Source organism: Sulfurospirillum deleyianum DSM 6946 (genome assembly GCF_000024885.1).
GTDB lineage: Bacteria > Campylobacterota > Campylobacteria > Campylobacterales > Sulfurospirillaceae > Sulfurospirillum > Sulfurospirillum deleyianum.
Window position 1 is genome coordinate 826,422 of the sequence record NC_013512.1, and the last position, 17,245, is coordinate 843,666.

At 39.7% G+C, this 17,245-nt stretch carries 20 protein-coding genes; 6 read left to right on the forward strand and 14 right to left on the reverse strand.

All coding sequences use genetic code 11. The features are described from left to right. The first annotated feature begins 62 nt into the window (after positions 1–62). Complete coding sequence (locus tag SDEL_RS04225; RefSeq protein ID WP_012856620.1) at positions 63–713, forward strand: arylesterase; 651 nt, start codon at positions 63–65, stop codon at positions 711–713. Here the strand turns inward: SDEL_RS04225 and SDEL_RS04230 are convergent. Next, positions 696–998: a hypothetical protein gene (locus tag SDEL_RS04230; protein WP_012856621.1), complete on the reverse strand. Its 303-nt coding sequence runs from the start codon at positions 996–998 to the stop codon at positions 696–698. The two genes, SDEL_RS04225 and SDEL_RS04230, sit on opposite strands and share 18 nt — an antisense overlap. 80 nt (positions 999–1,078) lie before the next feature. Here SDEL_RS04230 and SDEL_RS04235 point away from each other — a divergent pair, with 80 nt between their 5' ends. The 4 genes from SDEL_RS04235 (at position 1,079) to SDEL_RS11635 (ending at position 5,071) form a co-directional block, all read left to right on the forward strand. Further along, on the forward strand, positions 1,079–2,884 hold the full coding sequence (locus SDEL_RS04235) for a DUF294 nucleotidyltransferase-like domain-containing protein (protein ID WP_012856622.1): 1,806 nt from the start codon (positions 1,079–1,081) through the stop codon (positions 2,882–2,884). Further along, positions 2,884–3,495: a 3'-5' exonuclease gene (locus SDEL_RS04240; protein WP_012856623.1), complete on the forward strand. Its 612-nt coding sequence runs from the start codon at positions 2,884–2,886 to the stop codon at positions 3,493–3,495. The genes SDEL_RS04235 and SDEL_RS04240 overlap by 1 nt, the downstream gene beginning before the upstream one ends. A 101-nt stretch (positions 3,496–3,596) precedes the next feature. Beyond that, positions 3,597–4,319, forward strand: a complete 723-nt coding sequence (locus tag SDEL_RS04245; protein WP_012856624.1) for a hypothetical protein — start codon at positions 3,597–3,599, stop codon at positions 4,317–4,319. Continuing rightward, entirely contained in the window at positions 4,316–5,071 is a 756-nt protein-coding gene (locus SDEL_RS11635) for a hypothetical protein (protein WP_012856625.1), read from the forward strand. Before SDEL_RS04245 ends, SDEL_RS11635 begins: the two co-directional genes overlap by 4 nt. A gap of 102 nt (positions 5,072–5,173) precedes the next feature. On the opposite strand, the gene metE is transcribed toward SDEL_RS11635, so the two are convergent. Together metE and SDEL_RS04260 are read right to left on the reverse strand one after the other, a co-directional pair. Continuing rightward, positions 5,174–7,369, reverse strand: a complete 2,196-nt coding sequence (metE, locus tag SDEL_RS04255; protein WP_012856626.1) for a 5-methyltetrahydropteroyltriglutamate--homocysteine S-methyltransferase — start codon at positions 7,367–7,369, stop codon at positions 5,174–5,176. 43 nt (positions 7,370–7,412) lie between these two features. Continuing rightward, complete coding sequence (locus SDEL_RS04260) at positions 7,413–7,769, reverse strand: hypothetical protein (protein WP_012856627.1); 357 nt, start codon at positions 7,767–7,769, stop codon at positions 7,413–7,415. A gap of 111 nt (positions 7,770–7,880) precedes the next feature. Here SDEL_RS04260 and htpX point away from each other — a divergent pair, with 111 nt between their 5' ends. Beyond that, the gene (htpX, locus tag SDEL_RS04265; RefSeq protein WP_012856628.1) at positions 7,881–8,732 is read left to right on the forward strand and encodes a zinc metalloprotease HtpX; all 852 of its coding nucleotides are present in this window, start codon (positions 7,881–7,883) and stop codon (positions 8,730–8,732) included. Between the two features lie 22 nt (positions 8,733–8,754). On the opposite strand, the gene SDEL_RS04270 is transcribed toward htpX, so the two are convergent. The 11 genes from SDEL_RS04270 to lepB all read right to left on the reverse strand — a co-directional run bounded on the left by SDEL_RS04270 (position 8,755) and on the right by lepB (position 17,244). Continuing rightward, on the reverse strand, positions 8,755–9,324 hold the full coding sequence (locus SDEL_RS04270) for an RBBP9/YdeN family alpha/beta hydrolase (RefSeq protein ID WP_012856629.1): 570 nt from the start codon (positions 9,322–9,324) through the stop codon (positions 8,755–8,757). Next, the gene (locus SDEL_RS04275; protein WP_012856630.1) at positions 9,308–10,150 is read right to left on the reverse strand and encodes a CheR family methyltransferase; all 843 of its coding nucleotides are present in this window, start codon (positions 10,148–10,150) and stop codon (positions 9,308–9,310) included. Before SDEL_RS04275 ends, SDEL_RS04270 begins: the two co-directional genes overlap by 17 nt. Then, positions 10,151–10,720 (reverse strand): CheB methylesterase domain-containing protein, encoded by a 570-nt coding sequence (locus tag SDEL_RS04280; protein WP_012856631.1) that lies wholly within the window; start codon positions 10,718–10,720, stop codon positions 10,151–10,153. An 11-nt stretch (positions 10,721–10,731) separates the two neighbouring features. Then, positions 10,732–12,183: a leucyl aminopeptidase gene (locus SDEL_RS04285; protein WP_012856632.1), complete on the reverse strand. Its 1,452-nt coding sequence runs from the start codon at positions 12,181–12,183 to the stop codon at positions 10,732–10,734. Beyond that, a complete protein-coding gene (locus SDEL_RS04290) occupies positions 12,173–12,862 on the reverse strand; it encodes a DedA family protein (RefSeq protein WP_012856633.1) in 690 nt (229 codons plus the stop codon). Before SDEL_RS04290 ends, SDEL_RS04285 begins: the two co-directional genes overlap by 11 nt. Before the next feature lie 4 nt (positions 12,863–12,866). Then, on the reverse strand, positions 12,867–14,072 hold the full coding sequence (gene trpB, locus SDEL_RS04295; RefSeq protein WP_012856634.1) for a tryptophan synthase subunit beta: 1,206 nt from the start codon (positions 14,070–14,072) through the stop codon (positions 12,867–12,869). After that, positions 14,072–14,629 (reverse strand): adenine phosphoribosyltransferase, encoded by a 558-nt coding sequence (locus SDEL_RS04300; RefSeq protein ID WP_012856635.1) that lies wholly within the window; start codon positions 14,627–14,629, stop codon positions 14,072–14,074. The genes trpB and SDEL_RS04300 overlap by 1 nt, the downstream gene beginning before the upstream one ends. A 290-nt stretch (positions 14,630–14,919) precedes the next feature. Next, complete coding sequence (locus SDEL_RS04305; protein ID WP_012856636.1) at positions 14,920–15,252, reverse strand: membrane protein; 333 nt, start codon at positions 15,250–15,252, stop codon at positions 14,920–14,922. Positions 15,253–15,254: 2 nt separating this feature from the next. Beyond that, the gene (gene rpiB / locus SDEL_RS04310) at positions 15,255–15,683 is read right to left on the reverse strand and encodes a ribose 5-phosphate isomerase B (RefSeq protein WP_012856637.1); all 429 of its coding nucleotides are present in this window, start codon (positions 15,681–15,683) and stop codon (positions 15,255–15,257) included. An 86-nt stretch (positions 15,684–15,769) separates the two neighbouring features. Next, positions 15,770–16,417 (reverse strand): site-2 protease family protein, encoded by a 648-nt coding sequence (locus SDEL_RS04315; RefSeq protein ID WP_012856638.1) that lies wholly within the window; start codon positions 16,415–16,417, stop codon positions 15,770–15,772. Next, the gene (gene lepB / locus SDEL_RS04320; RefSeq protein WP_012856639.1) at positions 16,414–17,244 is read right to left on the reverse strand and encodes a signal peptidase I; all 831 of its coding nucleotides are present in this window, start codon (positions 17,242–17,244) and stop codon (positions 16,414–16,416) included. Before lepB ends, SDEL_RS04315 begins: the two co-directional genes overlap by 4 nt. Position 17,245 lies beyond the last annotated feature (1 nt).

Here is a 17,245-nt window from a genome sequence, read left to right on the forward strand (position 1 = left end):
GGTAAAATGTGGCATATTGTATCTATACTTTACTAAAAAAAGATGCCTAAAAAGGAGAGTAGATGGGAATTTTTACACTACGTAACGTGGTTTTTTTAATGCTTCTTATGGGTGCCTTTCACTATTTTAGCACTACCAAAGAGGTGGATAATCACAGTTTGATTTTACCCTTAGATACGAAGATTTTAGCCTTTGGCGATAGTTTAACGTTGGGAACAGGTGCAACGCCCTCTCAAAGTTACCCTTCCATTTTAAGTGAATTGGTGCATGCTCCTGTCATTAATGCGGGTATTTCAGGCGAAATAAGTGCGCAAGGGTTGGAGCGTTTACCAAAGCTTTTGCAAGAGCATAAACCCGATATTTTGATTCTTTGTCATGGTGGCAATGATATTTTAAGAAAAGTAAATAGCGCTCAAACCAAAGAGAATCTCTCGAAAATGGTCTCTTTGGCTCGTGAAAAAGGGGTTTATGTGCTTTTAGTCGGTGTGCCAATCATGGGAACACTCTCTTTTGGTATTTCACCGCTTTATTATGATGTGGCTAAAGCGCATAACATTGAGCTAGACGATGAAAGTCTAAAAGAAATTTTCAATCATGAAAATACTCTAAAAGCGGACAGAGTTCATCCCAATAGTGAGGGGTATGCTTTGATGGCGAAAAATATTGCCATTATCTTAAGCGAGCATTATCACCCCTCAGCGAAAACGTTTTAAAAGCGCTTTGAGGTAAGCCTCCGCCAATGAGGCTATTTCGCTTTCACTTAGCGTAATGGGTGCATTTTGGCTAGGGACATTATGCAGTAAAACAGAGAGTTGCGTACAGGTTTTATAAAGTTCCTCAGGGCTCATGCGCACCATCACTTCAACCACTTCATTGGGAAGATTTTTGGGTTCGAGTTGGTGAAGAGCGGTAATGTTGGCTAAAAATCTTTCCAGTGTTGGATGCAAAAGAATTCCTTTTTTTTGTGTGCAATTATGCCACATTTGACTAAGAATCATCTAAAAAATCCTTACATGTAAAATCCTTTTTCTCCTTTGCACGTTACAATGAACTATCTTTACATGTAAAAGGATTTTTTATGAGCATGCATGATTTAGAGGCGTTTGTACGCTCCATTTATCCTTTTGAGCTTTTAAGTAAACTTGAGTTGGCTCAAGCGACTGGTGCGATGAATATTGCCTACTATAAAAAAGATGAGATACTCATCTCTCCTAGCAAAGCTTCTTCTTTTTTGTACATCATTCTAAAAGGCGAAGTGGGGGAGTTTAGCGAAGATGAACTCTTAAAGGTGTACAGCAAATCCAACTCATTTGATGCGGACGCTTTGATTTATGGGAGTACCACCAAGCAGTTTAAAGTCTTAGAAGAGCTCATTTGCTACGAGTTAGACAAAGCCTCTTTTTTGGCGTTAATGCAGAGCAATGAAGCCTTTAAAGCCTACTTTATTCAAGACCTCGCTACTAAAATTCACTCCGCCAAACAACGAGAGTACACCACGGAGCTTTCAGGGTTTATGATGGCATTGGTTGGGGAATGTTACTTGCACACGCCCACCATTGTGGAAAAAGAGTGTTCCATTATGGAGGCACTTCAAGAGATGGAGGAGAAAAAGAGCAGTTGTATTGTGGTGCGCCTAGAAGAGGGGTATGGCATCGTGACGGATAGTGTCATTCGTAAGCATGTGTTGTTTAACGGATATGATAAACATGCTTCCATTGGGGCGATTGCGCTATTTCCGCTTATCTGCATTGAGGCGAGTGATTATCTCTTTAACGCCTTGTTAAGCTTTACCAAACATGCCATTAAGCGTCTAGTGGTGATGGAGAATGGGAAGATTATTGGTATTTTAGAACAGCTGGATTTGCTTAGTTACTTTGCCAATCACTCTTATTTAGCCGCGGTAAAAATTAAAAAAGCGAGGAGCATTGAGGAGCTCAAAGAGGCGAGTGGGGATTTTATTCATATCATCAAAAAGTTACATGTAAAAGGGACAAAGGTGGATTATATCGCTAAGCTTGTCTCTGAACTCAACGCAAAAGTATATGAAAAGCTCTACTCCATGATAGTTCCTGAAGATTTGGCTTCCAAAGCGTGTTTGGTGGTGATGGGCAGTGAAGGGCGCAGAGAACAGCTCTTAAAAACCGACCAAGACAATGCGTTGATTATTGAAGATGGGATGGATGTGGGTGTGTATGAGCCTTATATGAAGCGTTTGAGTGAAACGCTTATTGAGTTTGGCTATCCGCCGTGCGAGGGAAACATTATGGTTTCAAATCCCTACTGGTGCAAGTCAAAAAAAGCGTACTTAGATGAGGTGGAACGCTGGTTTGATACCCCAAGCATGGACGATGCCATGCACTTAGCCATTTTCTTTGATGCGACTGCTGTTGCGGGAGATGGCTCTTTGCTTTTGGAAGTAAAAAAAGCACTGTTTAGGCACATTGAGGCGCAAAATACCTTTATGGCGCACTTTGCGATGCCCATACTTGCCTTTGAGACGCCCATAGGTTTTTTTGCCAATTTGATTGCTAAAGAGAATAAAATCGATGTCAAAAAAGGGGGTATTTTCCCCATTGTGCATGGTATTCGAAGTTTGGCATTGGAGCAGAAAATGGATGTGTGTGACACCGTAGGGCGCATCAAAAAGCTTGCACATTTAGGCGTGTTGGAGAGTGACTTCTCAGGCGCACTCATCGAAGCGCTCGATACCTTTTTAAACCTGCGTCTTAAAGAGCAGTTGCAACGAGGTGGAATTTTGGGAAATGATGTCAATCTTGAAGCGCTCAATGAGTTGGAGTTGGAGCTTTTAAAAGACAGCTTTAAAATTGTCAATAAATTTAAAAAGTTTCTCACCCACCACTTTAAACTCTCGATGGTGAGCTAATGTTTAGCTCCTTTTTTGCCAAACGCAACGCCAAAAATCTAAACGATGAGCGGTTTCGTTTTTTATTTGAAGAAGCACCAGACGATGAGGTGGTGGTGTTTGACACCGAGACCACAGGGCTCAATCCTAAAAAAGATGAGATTCTCTCCATTGGGGCGGTGAAAGTGCGGGGCAATAAAATCTTAATGTCCGAAAAATTTGAGCTTTTTGTGAAACCTCGCTTTGAGGTGAATGAGACGAGCATTAAGATTCATCAAATTCGCAACATTGACGTACAAAATGCTCTCTCTCCTCGTGAAGCCATTGAGCAGTTTTTACATTTCATAGGCGCACGCCCTTTGGTGGGCTACTACTTAGAATTTGACGTTGCAATGATCAACAAATACCTGAAAGCGTGGCTGAATATCTACCTCCCCAACCCCCAAATCGAACTTTCAGGACTCTACCACGACAAAAAAATCAAACGTATCCCCGATGGGGTCATCGACCTGCGCTTTGATGTGATGATGAAAGAGTTGGGTCTTCCCATCTTTGGAAAACACGATGCGTTAAATGATGCTATGATGAGTGCAATGATGTATGTGAAGTTGCGCAATGTGGAGAAATTGTAGGAAGCCGTAAAGTTGAATAATTTTCTTTTTTAAGGCAATAATGACTAGAATTGGATAATTAAGTAACAAAAAGCTATCCCTTTAAAATCAAGGAAAATATTATGGTTATTGATGATTTTAAAATTAAAATTCGAGCAAAGAAAATCCCTGTTAATATAAATAATTACATTATTGAGTATATCCAAGATTTGACATTACAAAACAATCATTTACAATGTGAAATATTTTTTAGAGAAGTGCTCATTGCTCAAGGTATTGTCCTTGATTTTTATAAAGAGTTTGAGATACTTCAAGATTTTAATGGAAACCCTTTTACGCATATTTTAACATTTGAATACAATGGTCATGAATATCAGTCATATACAAGATTTGGTAAAATGATATATGAAATGAAATACTTAAAAAGCCCTCCTATAAAACATGAAAACAGAGAATCATATGTTGATGAAATAATTTCTCATTTCAATGGATATATTAATCATTTAAAAGAAAATCACGATAACTTAAACATCACATTGATTCCCTCAAGTTCTTTACTACCAGATGAGATTTCTGATAAACTTTCCATAATAAACGCGCTACCCCTTAAAAAAATCATCTCCAAAAATAGCCAAGTAGCTAGTAAGACTTTGACGACTGTCTCAGGTCAATCGTTGAATAAATATACTGTTGATTTAAGAGGCTTAAACACAGATGCCAATTTTATATTGATTGATGATGTGATGGGTACATGTGCTTCATTATGTGAAACGATGTATGCTTTATATCATTTTAATGAACGAATTAATTTTTTCTTTATCCCTGTAAAAGATGTTAAAAGATGAAAAATAAAGTTTTTATCAGTGGTTCTATATCAATTAAAAAGCTTCCCATAGAAGTTAAAAATAGCATTAATAAAATTATAGAAAAAAATATTGAAATACTTGTTGGCGATGCCTCAGGGATTGATACTTTAGTCCAAGAATATTGCTCATCATTGAATTATTTTAATGTTACTGTTTATTCTATTTATGCACGTCCAAGGTATAAAGCAAATGAGAATTTTAGAACAAAATATATTGAAGTTAATCATGATATAAAAAAAGAAAGAAACAGACAAGAAGTTAAAGATAATGCAATGACCATAGATAGTGAATTTCTTTTTACAATATGGGATGGTCGAAGTGAAGGCAGTTATGCAAATATTCTCAGAGGGTTAGCTCATGGGAAAAAAATTAAAGTATATCTTTCAAATAAAGATTTATTTTTGAACCAAAATGAGATAACTACAAAAAACATAGAATTTATTTACAGAGAAAATAATGGCTATACAGCTTCAGAAGTGGTTGAGTATTTGAAAAATGAAGCTGAAGAAATTTTTCAAAAAAGCCAAGATTTGAATCGATATTTGATACAAAAGTTAGTAATACAAAAAAATAATGAAATTTATATACCAACGAATCAATATGAAAGTTTATTTATTATTGATAAGTATCATGGAAAAGTAAAAGGTATTAAATTTAAAAATGAATTTCTCGATTGGATAGAGAAACATATTAAAGAAGAAAAAAAACCACAGCAATCTAGTTTGTTTTAAAGTAGCTTCAAAAACTCAAAGAACTTTTTGAAGAAATCACCCTTTAAATATCTTTACATGTAAAACCAAAACCACGAGGGAAACTTCCCTCGTGATAACACGCTATCGGAAGCGTTTGACTGCTTGTATCATGTTGGCAAGGGCTGCTTTGGTTTCACTCCAGCCTCTGGTTTTTAAACCACAATCAGGGTTAATCCAGAGTTGCTCTTTAGGCAGCACCTCTAAAAAGGCTTTGATTTGCTCGCTCATCTCCTCAACACTGGGCACACGAGGCGAGTGAATGTCATACACGCCTGGTCCAATTTGCGCTTTGTAGTGGGCTTTTTGGAACACTTTTAAGAGTTTATTGCCACTGCGTGACGTCTCAATGGTAATGACATCCGCATCCATCGCTTCAATGGTCTCAATGATGTCATTGAAGTTGCTGTAACACATATGGGTGTGAATTTGCGTCTGATCCCACGCACTGCACACGGAGGCTTTAAAGCTCTCCACTGCCCATTTTTCATAGGCTTTGATTTTTTCATTCCGCAGAGGATACCCCTCTTTAAACGCCGCTTCATCCACTTGAATAATCTTAATATCATTGCGCTGAAGTTCATCAACCTCTTCGGCAATCGCTCGTGCAACCTCGTACGCCACCTCGCTTTTAGGAATATCATCACGCACAAACGACCAGTTTAAAATGGTCACAGGTCCTGTGAGCATTCCTTTCATTGGCTTATCGGTTAAGCTTTGCGCATAGACACTCCACTCGACACTTAAAGGCTTTCTTCGTTTGACATTGCCGTACAAAAGAGGAGGCTTGACGCATCTGCTTCCATAGCTTTGTACCCATCCGTTTTCGCTAAAAGCAAAACCCTCGAGGAGTTCACCAAAGTACTCGACCATATCGTTGCGCTCAAATTCGCCATGTACTAGGACATCTAGTCCTATCTCTTCTTGAAACGCCACACACTCCTTGATGAGCTCTTTTAAAGCGTTTTCATAGGCTTCTTGAGTCAGCTCACCTTTTTTATAGGCTAAACGAAGCGCTCGTGTCTCTTTGGTTTGAGGAAACGAGCCAATGGTTGTGGTTGGAAAAAGGGGAAGATTGAGCGCTTTTTGTTGAATAAGCGCACGTATGTCATACGGTGAGCGCTTCGCAAAGTGGTTGGTGTGCGCTTGAATGGTGGGTTTTTCTATCGCTTCGTTTTGTGCTGGTTTTTCTTTGTTTTCCCAGAGTGTTTGAAGCGTTTGAAGCTCAGCCAATTTTTCAAGTGCAAAGCTCAGTTTTTCTTTTACATGTAAAGGGAGTTTTTGCTCAAAGGTGGTGGAATAGGGCACATGAAGCAGTGAGCACGAGGTGCTTAAAATGAGCCTCTCTTCGCCAATCACAGCGGTGATTTTTTCCAAAAGTTCATAGGATTTGGAAGCGTTGTTTTTCCAAACGTTTCGCCCATCAATCACTCCTGCAATCAGCACTTTGTTGTTTACATGTAAAAGTGCTTCAAGGTTTTCTACCCCATACACAAAATCAAGCCCAATTCCCCAAATAGGGCACTTTCCTAAGACAGCCACCGCTTCATTGGCTCTATCAAAATAGCTCACGACTGCGATTTTTAGTTTAGGTGAAACCGTGCCTAATTTCTCATAAGCGATTTTAAGAAGCGTGTAAAATTTTGGCTCTAAGCTTTTGGCAAACAACGGCTCATCAAACTGAACAATGATGCCATCTCCTAGAGTTTCAATGCTTTTAAGTACACTTGCGTAGGCTTCTAAAAGGGCGTCAAAAAGCACAAAGGCATCCGTGTTATCAATGGTTTTAGAAAGCGCTAAAAAAGTAATCGGTCCAATAAGATTAATCTTTGGCGTAATCCCTAGCGCTTTGGCTTCATTAAACGCTTCGATGATTTTGCTCGTATCGACACTAAAACGAGTGTTTGCGTGCAGTTCGGGAACAATGTAGTGGTAGTTGGTGTTAAACCATTTGGTCATCTCCATCGCAGAGCGACTCTCATCGCCCCTTGCCATCGCAAAATAGCGTTTTGTAGCATCTTCAATGCCTACAAATCGCTCAGGAATCGCTCCTAAAAGGGTGATGGTATCTAACATCAAATCGTAGTAGCTAAAGTCATTGCACGAAATCATATCAATGCCGTGCGCTTTTTGGTATTCAAAGTGGCGTGCTCGAAGCTCTTTGGCAACGTCTTGAAGGGTTGAAAGCTCCGATTTTCCTGCCCAGTAGGACTCAAGAGCAAATTTTAACTCACGCTTCTCTCCGATGCGTGGAAAGCCTGTTACATAGGTTTTTAACATTATTTTATCCTTATCATTTTCATTTTTTAATTCAGTAAGTGTGTTATAAAAATAAATGAAGTGGAGGATGAATACCTGTGCGACGAAAGCTAAAATAGCGGCAAGAGCAGTTACATTTACGGCGTTTTTTGGCGTGTTTTATGGCGGAGTGGGCACGTGAGGCAAATAAACGACTGCATCTGCAAACACGAGGGCGGTAGTGAAAAAGGGTCGAAAAAAGTGAAAGAAGAAGCGGTGGTGGGTCATCTTCGTGAAGCTCTTTTTCATTCTCTTCACAAAAAAGGCGTGTGGTATGAATCAGGCGTGCGTGTTGGCGTTTGGTTTTAACTTCACTGGTAGAAGCTTGAATAGCTGATAATGAAAAGTAGCCTTTTTTGCCAAAGCCACGAGGTAGACGCACGAAGTATCCTTATAAAAATGTGGGGGCATTATAGCACAAAGCGTTACATGTAAAAAAAATATTTACCAATTTGCGTTAGAATAGTCCTATTATTTTGATAAAGGAACGAAAATGGAAGTTGTCAAAACCGTTGTATTATTGACTCTCATGACACTGTTATTTGTCTGGGTTGGTGGTATCATGGGAGGGACTCAAGGTATGCTGATTGCCCTTGTGATGGCAGGTGTGATGAATTTTGTGAGCTATTTTTACTCCGATACTCTGGTGCTTCGTCATTACCACGCCGTTGAAGTAAGCCCTAAAGAAGCGAAGGGCTTATTTGAGATTGTTCAGAAATTAGCCAATCGTGCGGCTATTCCCATGCCAAAGGTTTATATTATTCCTGATCACACACCAAACGCTTTTGCCACAGGGCGAAATCCTCAAAATGCCGCTGTTGCGGTGACGGAGGGTTTGTTAGAACTTTTAGATGAAAATGAAGTCGAAGCGGTGTTAGCGCATGAGTTAAGCCATGTACGTCATTATGATATTTTAATCGGCACGATTGCGGCCACCATTGCAGGTGCGATTGCTATGATTGCCAATATGCTCCAATTTGGTGCGATGTTTGGAGGCGATAGAGAAAACCGTCCCAATCCCATTTTGATGTTGGTCTTATCTTTAGTTTTGCCTCTAGCAGCTGGGGTGATTCAAATGGCGATTAGTCGAAACCGTGAGTACATGGCAGATGAGGGAGCTGCACGCTTAACACGCCATCCTGAGTGGTTGCAAAGTGCCCTTTCAAAGCTCTCAACTTACAACAAGCGAGGCACGGTGCACGAAGCAACGACTGAGAGTGCGCATATGTTTATTATCAACCCTTTTGCAGGGAAAAATATCTCGTTTGCGTCACTTTTTTCTACCCATCCCTCAACGGAAGATAGAATTGCAAGGTTAGAAGTATTAAAGTCACAGATTCGTTAAGAAGAGGCAAAGAGCCTCTTTTTTATTTGATATGCAGTAAGGTCTCCAAATAATCATACCCTTCTTCCCATATGCCCAAATCACTCTCGCTATTCATATGTCCTCGTTTTCCCAAATTAACCAGTCGGCTTCCCCATGCTTTAGCTAAGCGTTGAACATGTGGAAAGGTCGCGTAAGGGTCATTTGTACTCGCTAGTACAGTGGAGGGAAAATCAAATGGCGTCATCGGTATCTCTTCAAATCCTTGAGCCGATTTTGGAAAAATAGGCTCTTGAGGATTGGGTGGAGCAACCAGCAATGCCCCTTTAATTTTGGTATGTGTACGACTTGCCCACTGAGCAACGACTAAACACGCTAAACTGTGTGCCACAAGCACGACAGGGGAATGACACTGTTGAAGGGTTGCTTCAAGCTGTTCTACCCACTCGGTAGCATTGGGATGATCCCAATCTTTTTGCATGACACGGTAAAAGTCAGGGTGCGCTTTTTCCCAGTATGTTTGCCAATGTTTCTCATCAGAATTTTGATAGCCGGGGAGTATCAGCACAGAAGGATTCATACGTAAGTTTGTTAGTTTAACTGTTTTTAACATAATAAGATAGCCTATGTTCGGTATGTTTGGTAAAGTAATGGTTCTCTGGAATGATATCCGCATGTCCTAAAAAGAGTTTACCCTGAGGTTTAAGCAAGGAAGAGAAACGCTCAATCGTTTTAAGCCTAAAGGTATCATCAAAATAAATCAGCATATTGCGTGAGAAGATAATATCAAAACTGCCCAAAGAGAGAAAATCCCCTTCAAAGATATTGACTTTACGAAAAGAGATAGAGGTAAAATACTCTTTTTTAGCGCTGTAAAATCGTTCATCTTTTAAAAAATATTTCTCTTTGAGACGCTCATCTAATTTATGCAAGGAACGCTCTGAAAAAAGCCCACGCTGTGCTTTTTCTATCGCCTCAGAGTTAATATCAATTCCTGTAATATGAAACGAGTACGCTTCTCTTCTTTTCTCTTGTAACATCATAGATAAAGAGTAAACCTCCTCACCTGTGGCACATGGAGCGCAAAGAATTCGTACACTAGGAATTTCAAGTGCAAATTCAACGGCAAGATTGAGTTGAGACTCTTCACGGTAAAAATAGGTTTCGTTGACGGTCACCAAATCAATGAGTTCTTGTCTAAGTTTTGTGTCATGTTGAAGTGTTTCAAAAAGTTTTCGAAAACTGTAAATCTCTTTGCGTTCACAAAAGAGCCTTAGTTTGGTCTCGATGACACTGTTTTTTGAAAAAAGGTCTATGCCTATTTCTCGTTTGATGTAGTATAAAACGTCTTGAAGCCCAAAAGGATTAAACTCTTGAGGTAAATTTTTTTCTTGTGTGAGCGAAATTTCAGGCTCTTTTTTTCTGTTCCAAAACCACATTTAGGACGCTCCAAATAGTTTAATGGCATCAATAATCTGATGCAGGGGCATTGAGGTAATGTTCGGATTGATTTCGACCGCACGCTTTGGCATACCATAGACGATAGCACTTTCTTCACTCTCTGCAATACATTTTGCCCCATGTTTTTGCAACTCACTTAGACCATTAGCACCATCATGTCCAATACCTGTGAGCAAGACGGCTAAAATATCCGCATCATGAAGGCAGGAGAGAGAGGATAAAAAAAGAGTATCAATACTGGGATTATAAGGAGTATCGCCTTCGATAATCGGTTCGATTTTGGGGCTTACTTCTCCTCGTAGAAGATGGCAATTTTGAGGACAAATATAAATGCTCGAAGGTTGAAGGCTCATTTTCTTGTCCACACCATGTACCAAAAAAGGTAATTCGTTTTGAAACTGAGTAATAAAGCTAGGAATAAACATACTGTTCATATGTTGTGCAATAATAATCGTAGCATGAAAAGATTCAGGAATAGCAGCTAAAATTTTTTTTAAATGACCAGGACCTCCTGTAGAAGCCCCGATCAAGACGATTTTTGGTTTCATAAATCCCACACTTAGTGTTTATTTTCCTCAAGCATCCAATAGAGATTCATTCTCACTCCTGCCCCACTAGCCCCCGCTTGATTGTAACCCCATGATTTTTCAATATAGGCAGGTCCTGCGATATCAAGGTGTAGCCATTTCTCTTTGTTCTCTTCTTCAATGAAATTATCCAAAAAGAGTCCTGCTGTAATCGCCCCACCGTAACGGCTTGAACTAATGTTCGACATATCAGCCACAGAGCTTTTCAGTAATTTTTTAAGGTATTTGTTAAACGGAAGGGTGCCTGTAAGCTCACCACTTTTGGTGGCTGCTTTTTGCATAGTCTGTTTAAGTTCACTGCTATGCCCCATAATACCCGTGGTATATTCGCCAAGCGCTACCACACATGCACCTGTGAGTGTTGCCATATCGACGAGTAAATCAGGTTTAAGTTCTTGCGCATAACACAAACAATCTGCTAAGACCAAACGCCCTTCAGCATCGGTGTTACGTACTTCTATGGTTTTACCATTTTTAGCGACTAAAACATCATCAGGCTTGTAGGCATTGCCTCCAATCATATTTTCAGTTGCTCCAATAATGGCATGAATTTCATAAGGAAGCTCTAGGGTTGCCGCCGCTTTAAAAATAGCCATAACCGCAGCGCCACCGCTTTTATCCGCTTTCATCGTGACCATATGCTCACTAGGCTTTAGACTGAGTCCACCGCTATCATACGTAAGACCTTTTCCTACATAGACAAGGCGTTTTTTAGCCTCTTTTGGGGTATAGCTTAAGTGAATAAGACGTGGAGGATGCACACTTGCACGATTGACTGCTAAGAAGGCATTCATTCCTTGCTCTTGTAAAAAGTGCTCATCCATGACTTTACATGTAACGTTTGGAAGAGAGCTGAGTGTTTGCGCAACTTCTGCTAGTGCAATAGGTGTCATATCGTTAGGAATCGTATTGACAATCTCTTTGGCAAAATTGGTTGCTTCTGCAATGGCTGTGGCTATTTTTAACGCTTCTTGCGCTGTTTGCATGGAGAGCGTGTGTGTGCCGTAATCTTCTAAACACACTATGATTTTTTCAATTTTCGAAGGCTCTTTTTTACTTTTATAGGCATCAAATGTATAACTTCCTAAAATAAATCCCTCAATCAAAGCCATCAAACTCATTTTTGGGCATTCGCCCAAGTACGTACCAATGCTTAGCGTTGTAAAAGTTGTTTTTTGAAGACTCTCTAAAGCTTTAGCCGCTGCAAGACGGATATCTTCCGTCTCTAAGGAGTCACATCCTACATAAAGCGTACGGCTGTTAGGAATTAAAAGGCTCTCTTCATTTTCGCCTTTAAAGCCTAAAAGTTCTAAACTCTCTTTATCTTTGACCCATGTGTGTGTTAAATTTTTTTGAATAATAAAAATAACGTTAATATCTGCTTTCGCCTCTGATAAAGGTTGATTAATAATTTCAAATTTCATGCTTTTCCTTTAATGTTTTATCTGTGACTTTATGAAAATAATAAGAGATACCCCCACCAATTATTCCTGCTAATGGAAGTGCAAAATACCAATGTTCTTTTGCCCAATGAATCACAATTAAAATTTGCTCTCCAAAATACCATGTAGGAATAATCGTAAGAGCAGCCCATATCCATGCGGAGATAAGGTTGATTAAGGCAAACATTTTACCACTGTAACGGGTAAGTCCGATGGAGATAGGAATCACGGTTCTAAGACCGTACAAGTAACGCTGGATAAAAATAATAGGCCAACCGTGACGTTTTAAAAGAAGATGGGCAAGAGCAAGCTTGCGGCGCTGACCATGAAGCTTCTTATGTACCCACGCTTTGTTAAAGCGACCAATATAAAAATAGACTTGATCTCCTGCAAAACCACCTAGTCCTGCCACAAAAATCGACATAAAAAGATTCATATCCCCTGTGTGAGTCAAAAGTCCTGCCATCACAAGACCCATTTCACCCTCTAACATTCCCCAGAAAAAAAGAATAATATAACCATACTCTTTCATCAAATAGACAAATTTATTTTCCAAGCCTTGTACGGGGGCAAAATAGAGAAAATAGCCTAAGGTAGAGAGCAATAGTGTCATAAAAAGAGCAAATAACTTTCCAGAGTGTTTATTAAAAAACTCTATCATGGTCTTATCCTATATCAAGAAGCGATTTTGCTTGCATCATATCTTTATCACCACGACCTGAAAGATTGACAATAATGACCTTATTTTTAATGGCTTCTTTATCCATTTTTTTAAGATAAGCAATAGCATGTGCACTTTCAAACGCAGGAATAATACCCTCTTTACGACTGAGCCACACAAAGGCATCCAACGCTTCTTGATCGGTGGCGTGGTCATAACGTGCCGCACCTAACTCTTTAAGATAAGCGTGTTCAGGTCCAATTCCTGGATAATCAAGTCCTGCGGAGATGGAGTGCGCTTCTAAAATTTGCCCATCCTCATCTTGCAATAAATAACTCATCTGCCCATGAAGTACCCCTGGGCTTCCTTTGGCTAAGGAACAGCCATGCTTTGTCGTATCAATGCCAAGTCCGCCTGCTTCAATACCAATACACGAGACCCCTTCTTCGCCTAAAAAGTAATTAAAAATGCCCATGGCATTACTTCCCCCACCAATACACGCAATCACATAATCAGGCAAACGCTTCTCTTTGACTAAAATTTGAGCTTTTGCTTCATAGCCAATGATGGATTGAAAATCACGTATCATCATGGGATAGGGATGTGGACCTGCCACGGTTCCAATAATATAAAAGGTATCACGTGCGTGTGTGACCCAGTAGCGAATCGCATCGTTCATCGCATCTTTTAAAGTACGGCTTCCACTCTTAACCGCATGCACTTTTGCACCCAATAGTTTCATACGAAAGACATTCAGCTCTTGACGCTCTACATCTTTTTCACCCATAAAAATTTCGCATTCTAAGCCTAAAAGTGCCGCTACGGTTGCGGTTGCTACACCGTGTTGTCCTGCACCTGTCTCAGCAATGACACGTTTCTTACCCATTTTTTTTGCAATTAAACCTTGCACAATGGTGTTATTGATTTTGTGTGCTCCTGTATGGTTCAAATCTTCTCGTTTAAGATAGACCTTCGCACCAATCTCTTGTGAAATATTTTTCGCAAAATAGAGTGGAGAAGGGCGTCCGACATACTCTTTAAAGTAATAATCCACTTCACTCCAAAAATTTTCATTGAAGCGAAGGGCTTCATACTCTTTTTCTAGGTCAATTAAAATAGGCATGAGGGTTTCAGGAACATAACGCCCACCAAAGATACCGAAGTGTCCATTTGCGTCTGGGTCAAATTTTGAAGCTCTTGGAATGTACATTATAAAACCTCTAAAACAGAATAAACAGGGGTGGTTTTTTTGATATCCAAATCCCCTTGTAAGAAAGTAAGATTCAAAATAAAACACGCTTCGATGCAGTGCGCACCTGCTTTGTTGATAAGATTAACTGCAGCAGTAGCCGTTCCGCCCGTGGCAATTAAGTCATCTATTAAGAGCACATTGGGTTTACTTTTACCTGCGGTACTAAAGGCATCAATATGAATGGAAACCGCATCAACGCCATATTCTAAAGAGTATTTTTCGCTAATGGTTGTGTAAGGCAGTTTACCAGGTTTGCGAATAGGAACAAAGCATGTTTTAAGTTGTGAAGCAAGGGCTGCCCCAAAGATAAATCCTCGACTTTCAATACCTGCTACATAGTCAATATCCATATCTTTATAACGTGCTACTAAATGCTCCATGAGCATAGTAAAGGCTTTTGCATCGCCTAGAAGCGTGGTAATGTCTTTAAATTTAATACCTGGTTTTGGGAAGTCTTCAATTTCACGAATAGAATGGAGGAGGTAGTTTTTGTCAGTTTCACTCAGATGACGCATCGTATAGCCTTTATAATTTTTAGATACTTTTCAAGTAAAGTTCAAAACGTGTGACGTGCCCTATCAGGGCATAAAACAAGGCAAAAGTTTCCATAAAGTCTTTACATGTAAAGGTGTGAAGGAAACAAAATGCCATCCAAAATTCATTAGAGTTCTTGCAGAACTCGTAATATGCCTTTAAAGCAAAGCTCTAAAGGCTATGCTAACGCTGGGTTTTTCCTCGGCGGAATGCCCACCTACGCACCCTTGGTGCTTTTCTTTCTTGCAAAAGGTATTTTGCAAGATGTCTATTATAACAATGCCTCAATTTTCCCTTCAAGCTCTTTAATGTGTTGGCGAAGTTTGTCCCCTTCCATACGGTATTGACTGTTGCGTGTACGAAGGGATTTGAGATCATTTTTTACTTTTTTTAGTTCATCGGTTAAAACATCAATATTTCCAAGGGAGCGTTGGAGTTGGACTTGATATTTTCGGATAACAATTTCAGCATCATTGAGGGTTTGTTTGACAACAATATTGCTACGTTTTTCTTTGCGAAGAAGCGTTTTAAAGTAAAAAACCATAACCAGCAAATAAACACAAGCGGAAAAAAGTACCGTTGTTAAAACCCATTCAAGTGCCATGGTTACAGCTCTATTTTCGAGACTCTCTGTGCATGTCTGCCACCTTCAAAAGAGGTTTTGCACCATGCATCTAGGATAGATTCAACGACACCCAGTCCTACAATACGTTGTCCAAAACAGAGTACATTGGCATCATTGTGCGCCCGTGCCATCTGTGCGGTGTACGCATCATGACACAAAGCCGCTCGAATCCCCACATGTTTGTTGGCACTCAAGCTCATGCCAATCCCTGAGCCACAAATCAAAATACCCTGTGTACCCTCATGGTTTAAAACCTCAAGACACAGTCTGTGTGCAAAATCGGGGTAGTCCACCCTCTCATCATTAAAAGGTCCTAAATCAATAACATCATGACCAAGTTTTTGGAGCATAGCAGTAACATCTGGTTTAATGGCAACCCCTGCGTGATCTGTTGCGATAAAAAACTTCAAGAAATGTCCTTTAAATTGCGAATTATAGAGGATTATAGCACAAGGATTATTATAAATTCCAAAAAAGAGGCTTAGGTGTAAGCCTCTTAATATAACCATTCAATGACGTAGCGAATGGGCATAAAAAAGTAGTTTGAAAGGGGTGTCGCGATGAAGAGAATCAGAATAACCATACCATAACGTTCGATGGATTCATAAAAGCGAACCACACTATCCCATCCTAAAATCATAGCAAGATAGCTCAGGGCATGTGAGCCATCTAATGGAGGGATAGGATAGAGATTGAAAATGCCCAAAACGACATTGTAAATAAGCGTTTGTGTTAGAAAGTAGAGGAAGAAATAACTCAAATAGTCGTTGATGTCACCTTGAAAAAGATTGAGAATCAATGCCGCACTAAGGGCTAGGGTGAAGTTGTATGCAATACCTGCTAAAGAGACATGAATGGCTGCTTTATAGCCACCGTTTCGAATAACCGTTGGAATAAAAATAGGCACAGGTTTTGCCCAACCAAACATAAACGGAGCACCACTGAAAAAAAGAACTGCGGGGACGATAATGGTACCTACTAAGTCAACGTGCACCAAAGGATTAATACTCAAACGTCCTTGCGAACGTGCGGTATTGTCTCCATAACGGTATGCGACGTATCCGTGCATAATTTCATGCCCAATAATTGCGACCATTAAGGCTAAAATCGTAGCGATAATTTCAAGAAAAGAGAGGGTTGTCATTGGAAAAACTGCTCATCATACTGCATCGAATCAATAAACCTTCCGATACGGTTCCATCGAATGACGTAGTCATCATCCCATGAAAAATAGATAAACCATGGTTTCCCAACAATAAGACTGTAGGGTACACTTCCCCAAAAACGGCTATCATTAGAGTGGTCACGGTTATCGCCCATCATAAAAAAGTTATCTTTTTCCACTTTGGTATAAAAAGCATTAAACGATTGCCCGCTTAGGGAAGGTAACTCTTCAACAAGGGCAGGTTTCATCGCCAGTTGATTCGCTCCTAGATGAAGTTTCATCTGTTCAAAGAGTGCGATGCTCTCATCGTATCCAATGCCGTGAAATTTTTCCATATAGGGGTTGTTCACCCAGAGTTTTCCTGCAATCGTGACGATTTTATTGGCAGGATAATTAGCTTTAATGTATTCATCGCCCTCTGAAAAATGAATATAGAGGTTCTTTTCTTGATATAAAATCTCATCATTTTCTGTGGCAACACAGCGTTTCACGTAGTGGATTTTTTCATCTTTTGGGTAACGAAAAACCACAATATCTCCTCGTTTAGGTCTTTCACCCTCAATGAGATGTCCATTGTTATTAAAATCAGGTAAGACGGGAATTTCAAGCCATGGAAGATGAGGTGTTGGAATACCATAGGAGAATTTTTTAACAAAAAGATGATCACCAATAAGCAACGTTCTTTTCATCGAACCACTTGGAATGACAAAAGCTTGTGCAATAAAAAAGATAACAAACAAAACGATAATCAGTGTGCCTGTCCAGCTATTTGAAAAGTGATAAAAACGGTTGAGTAAATTTTTCATA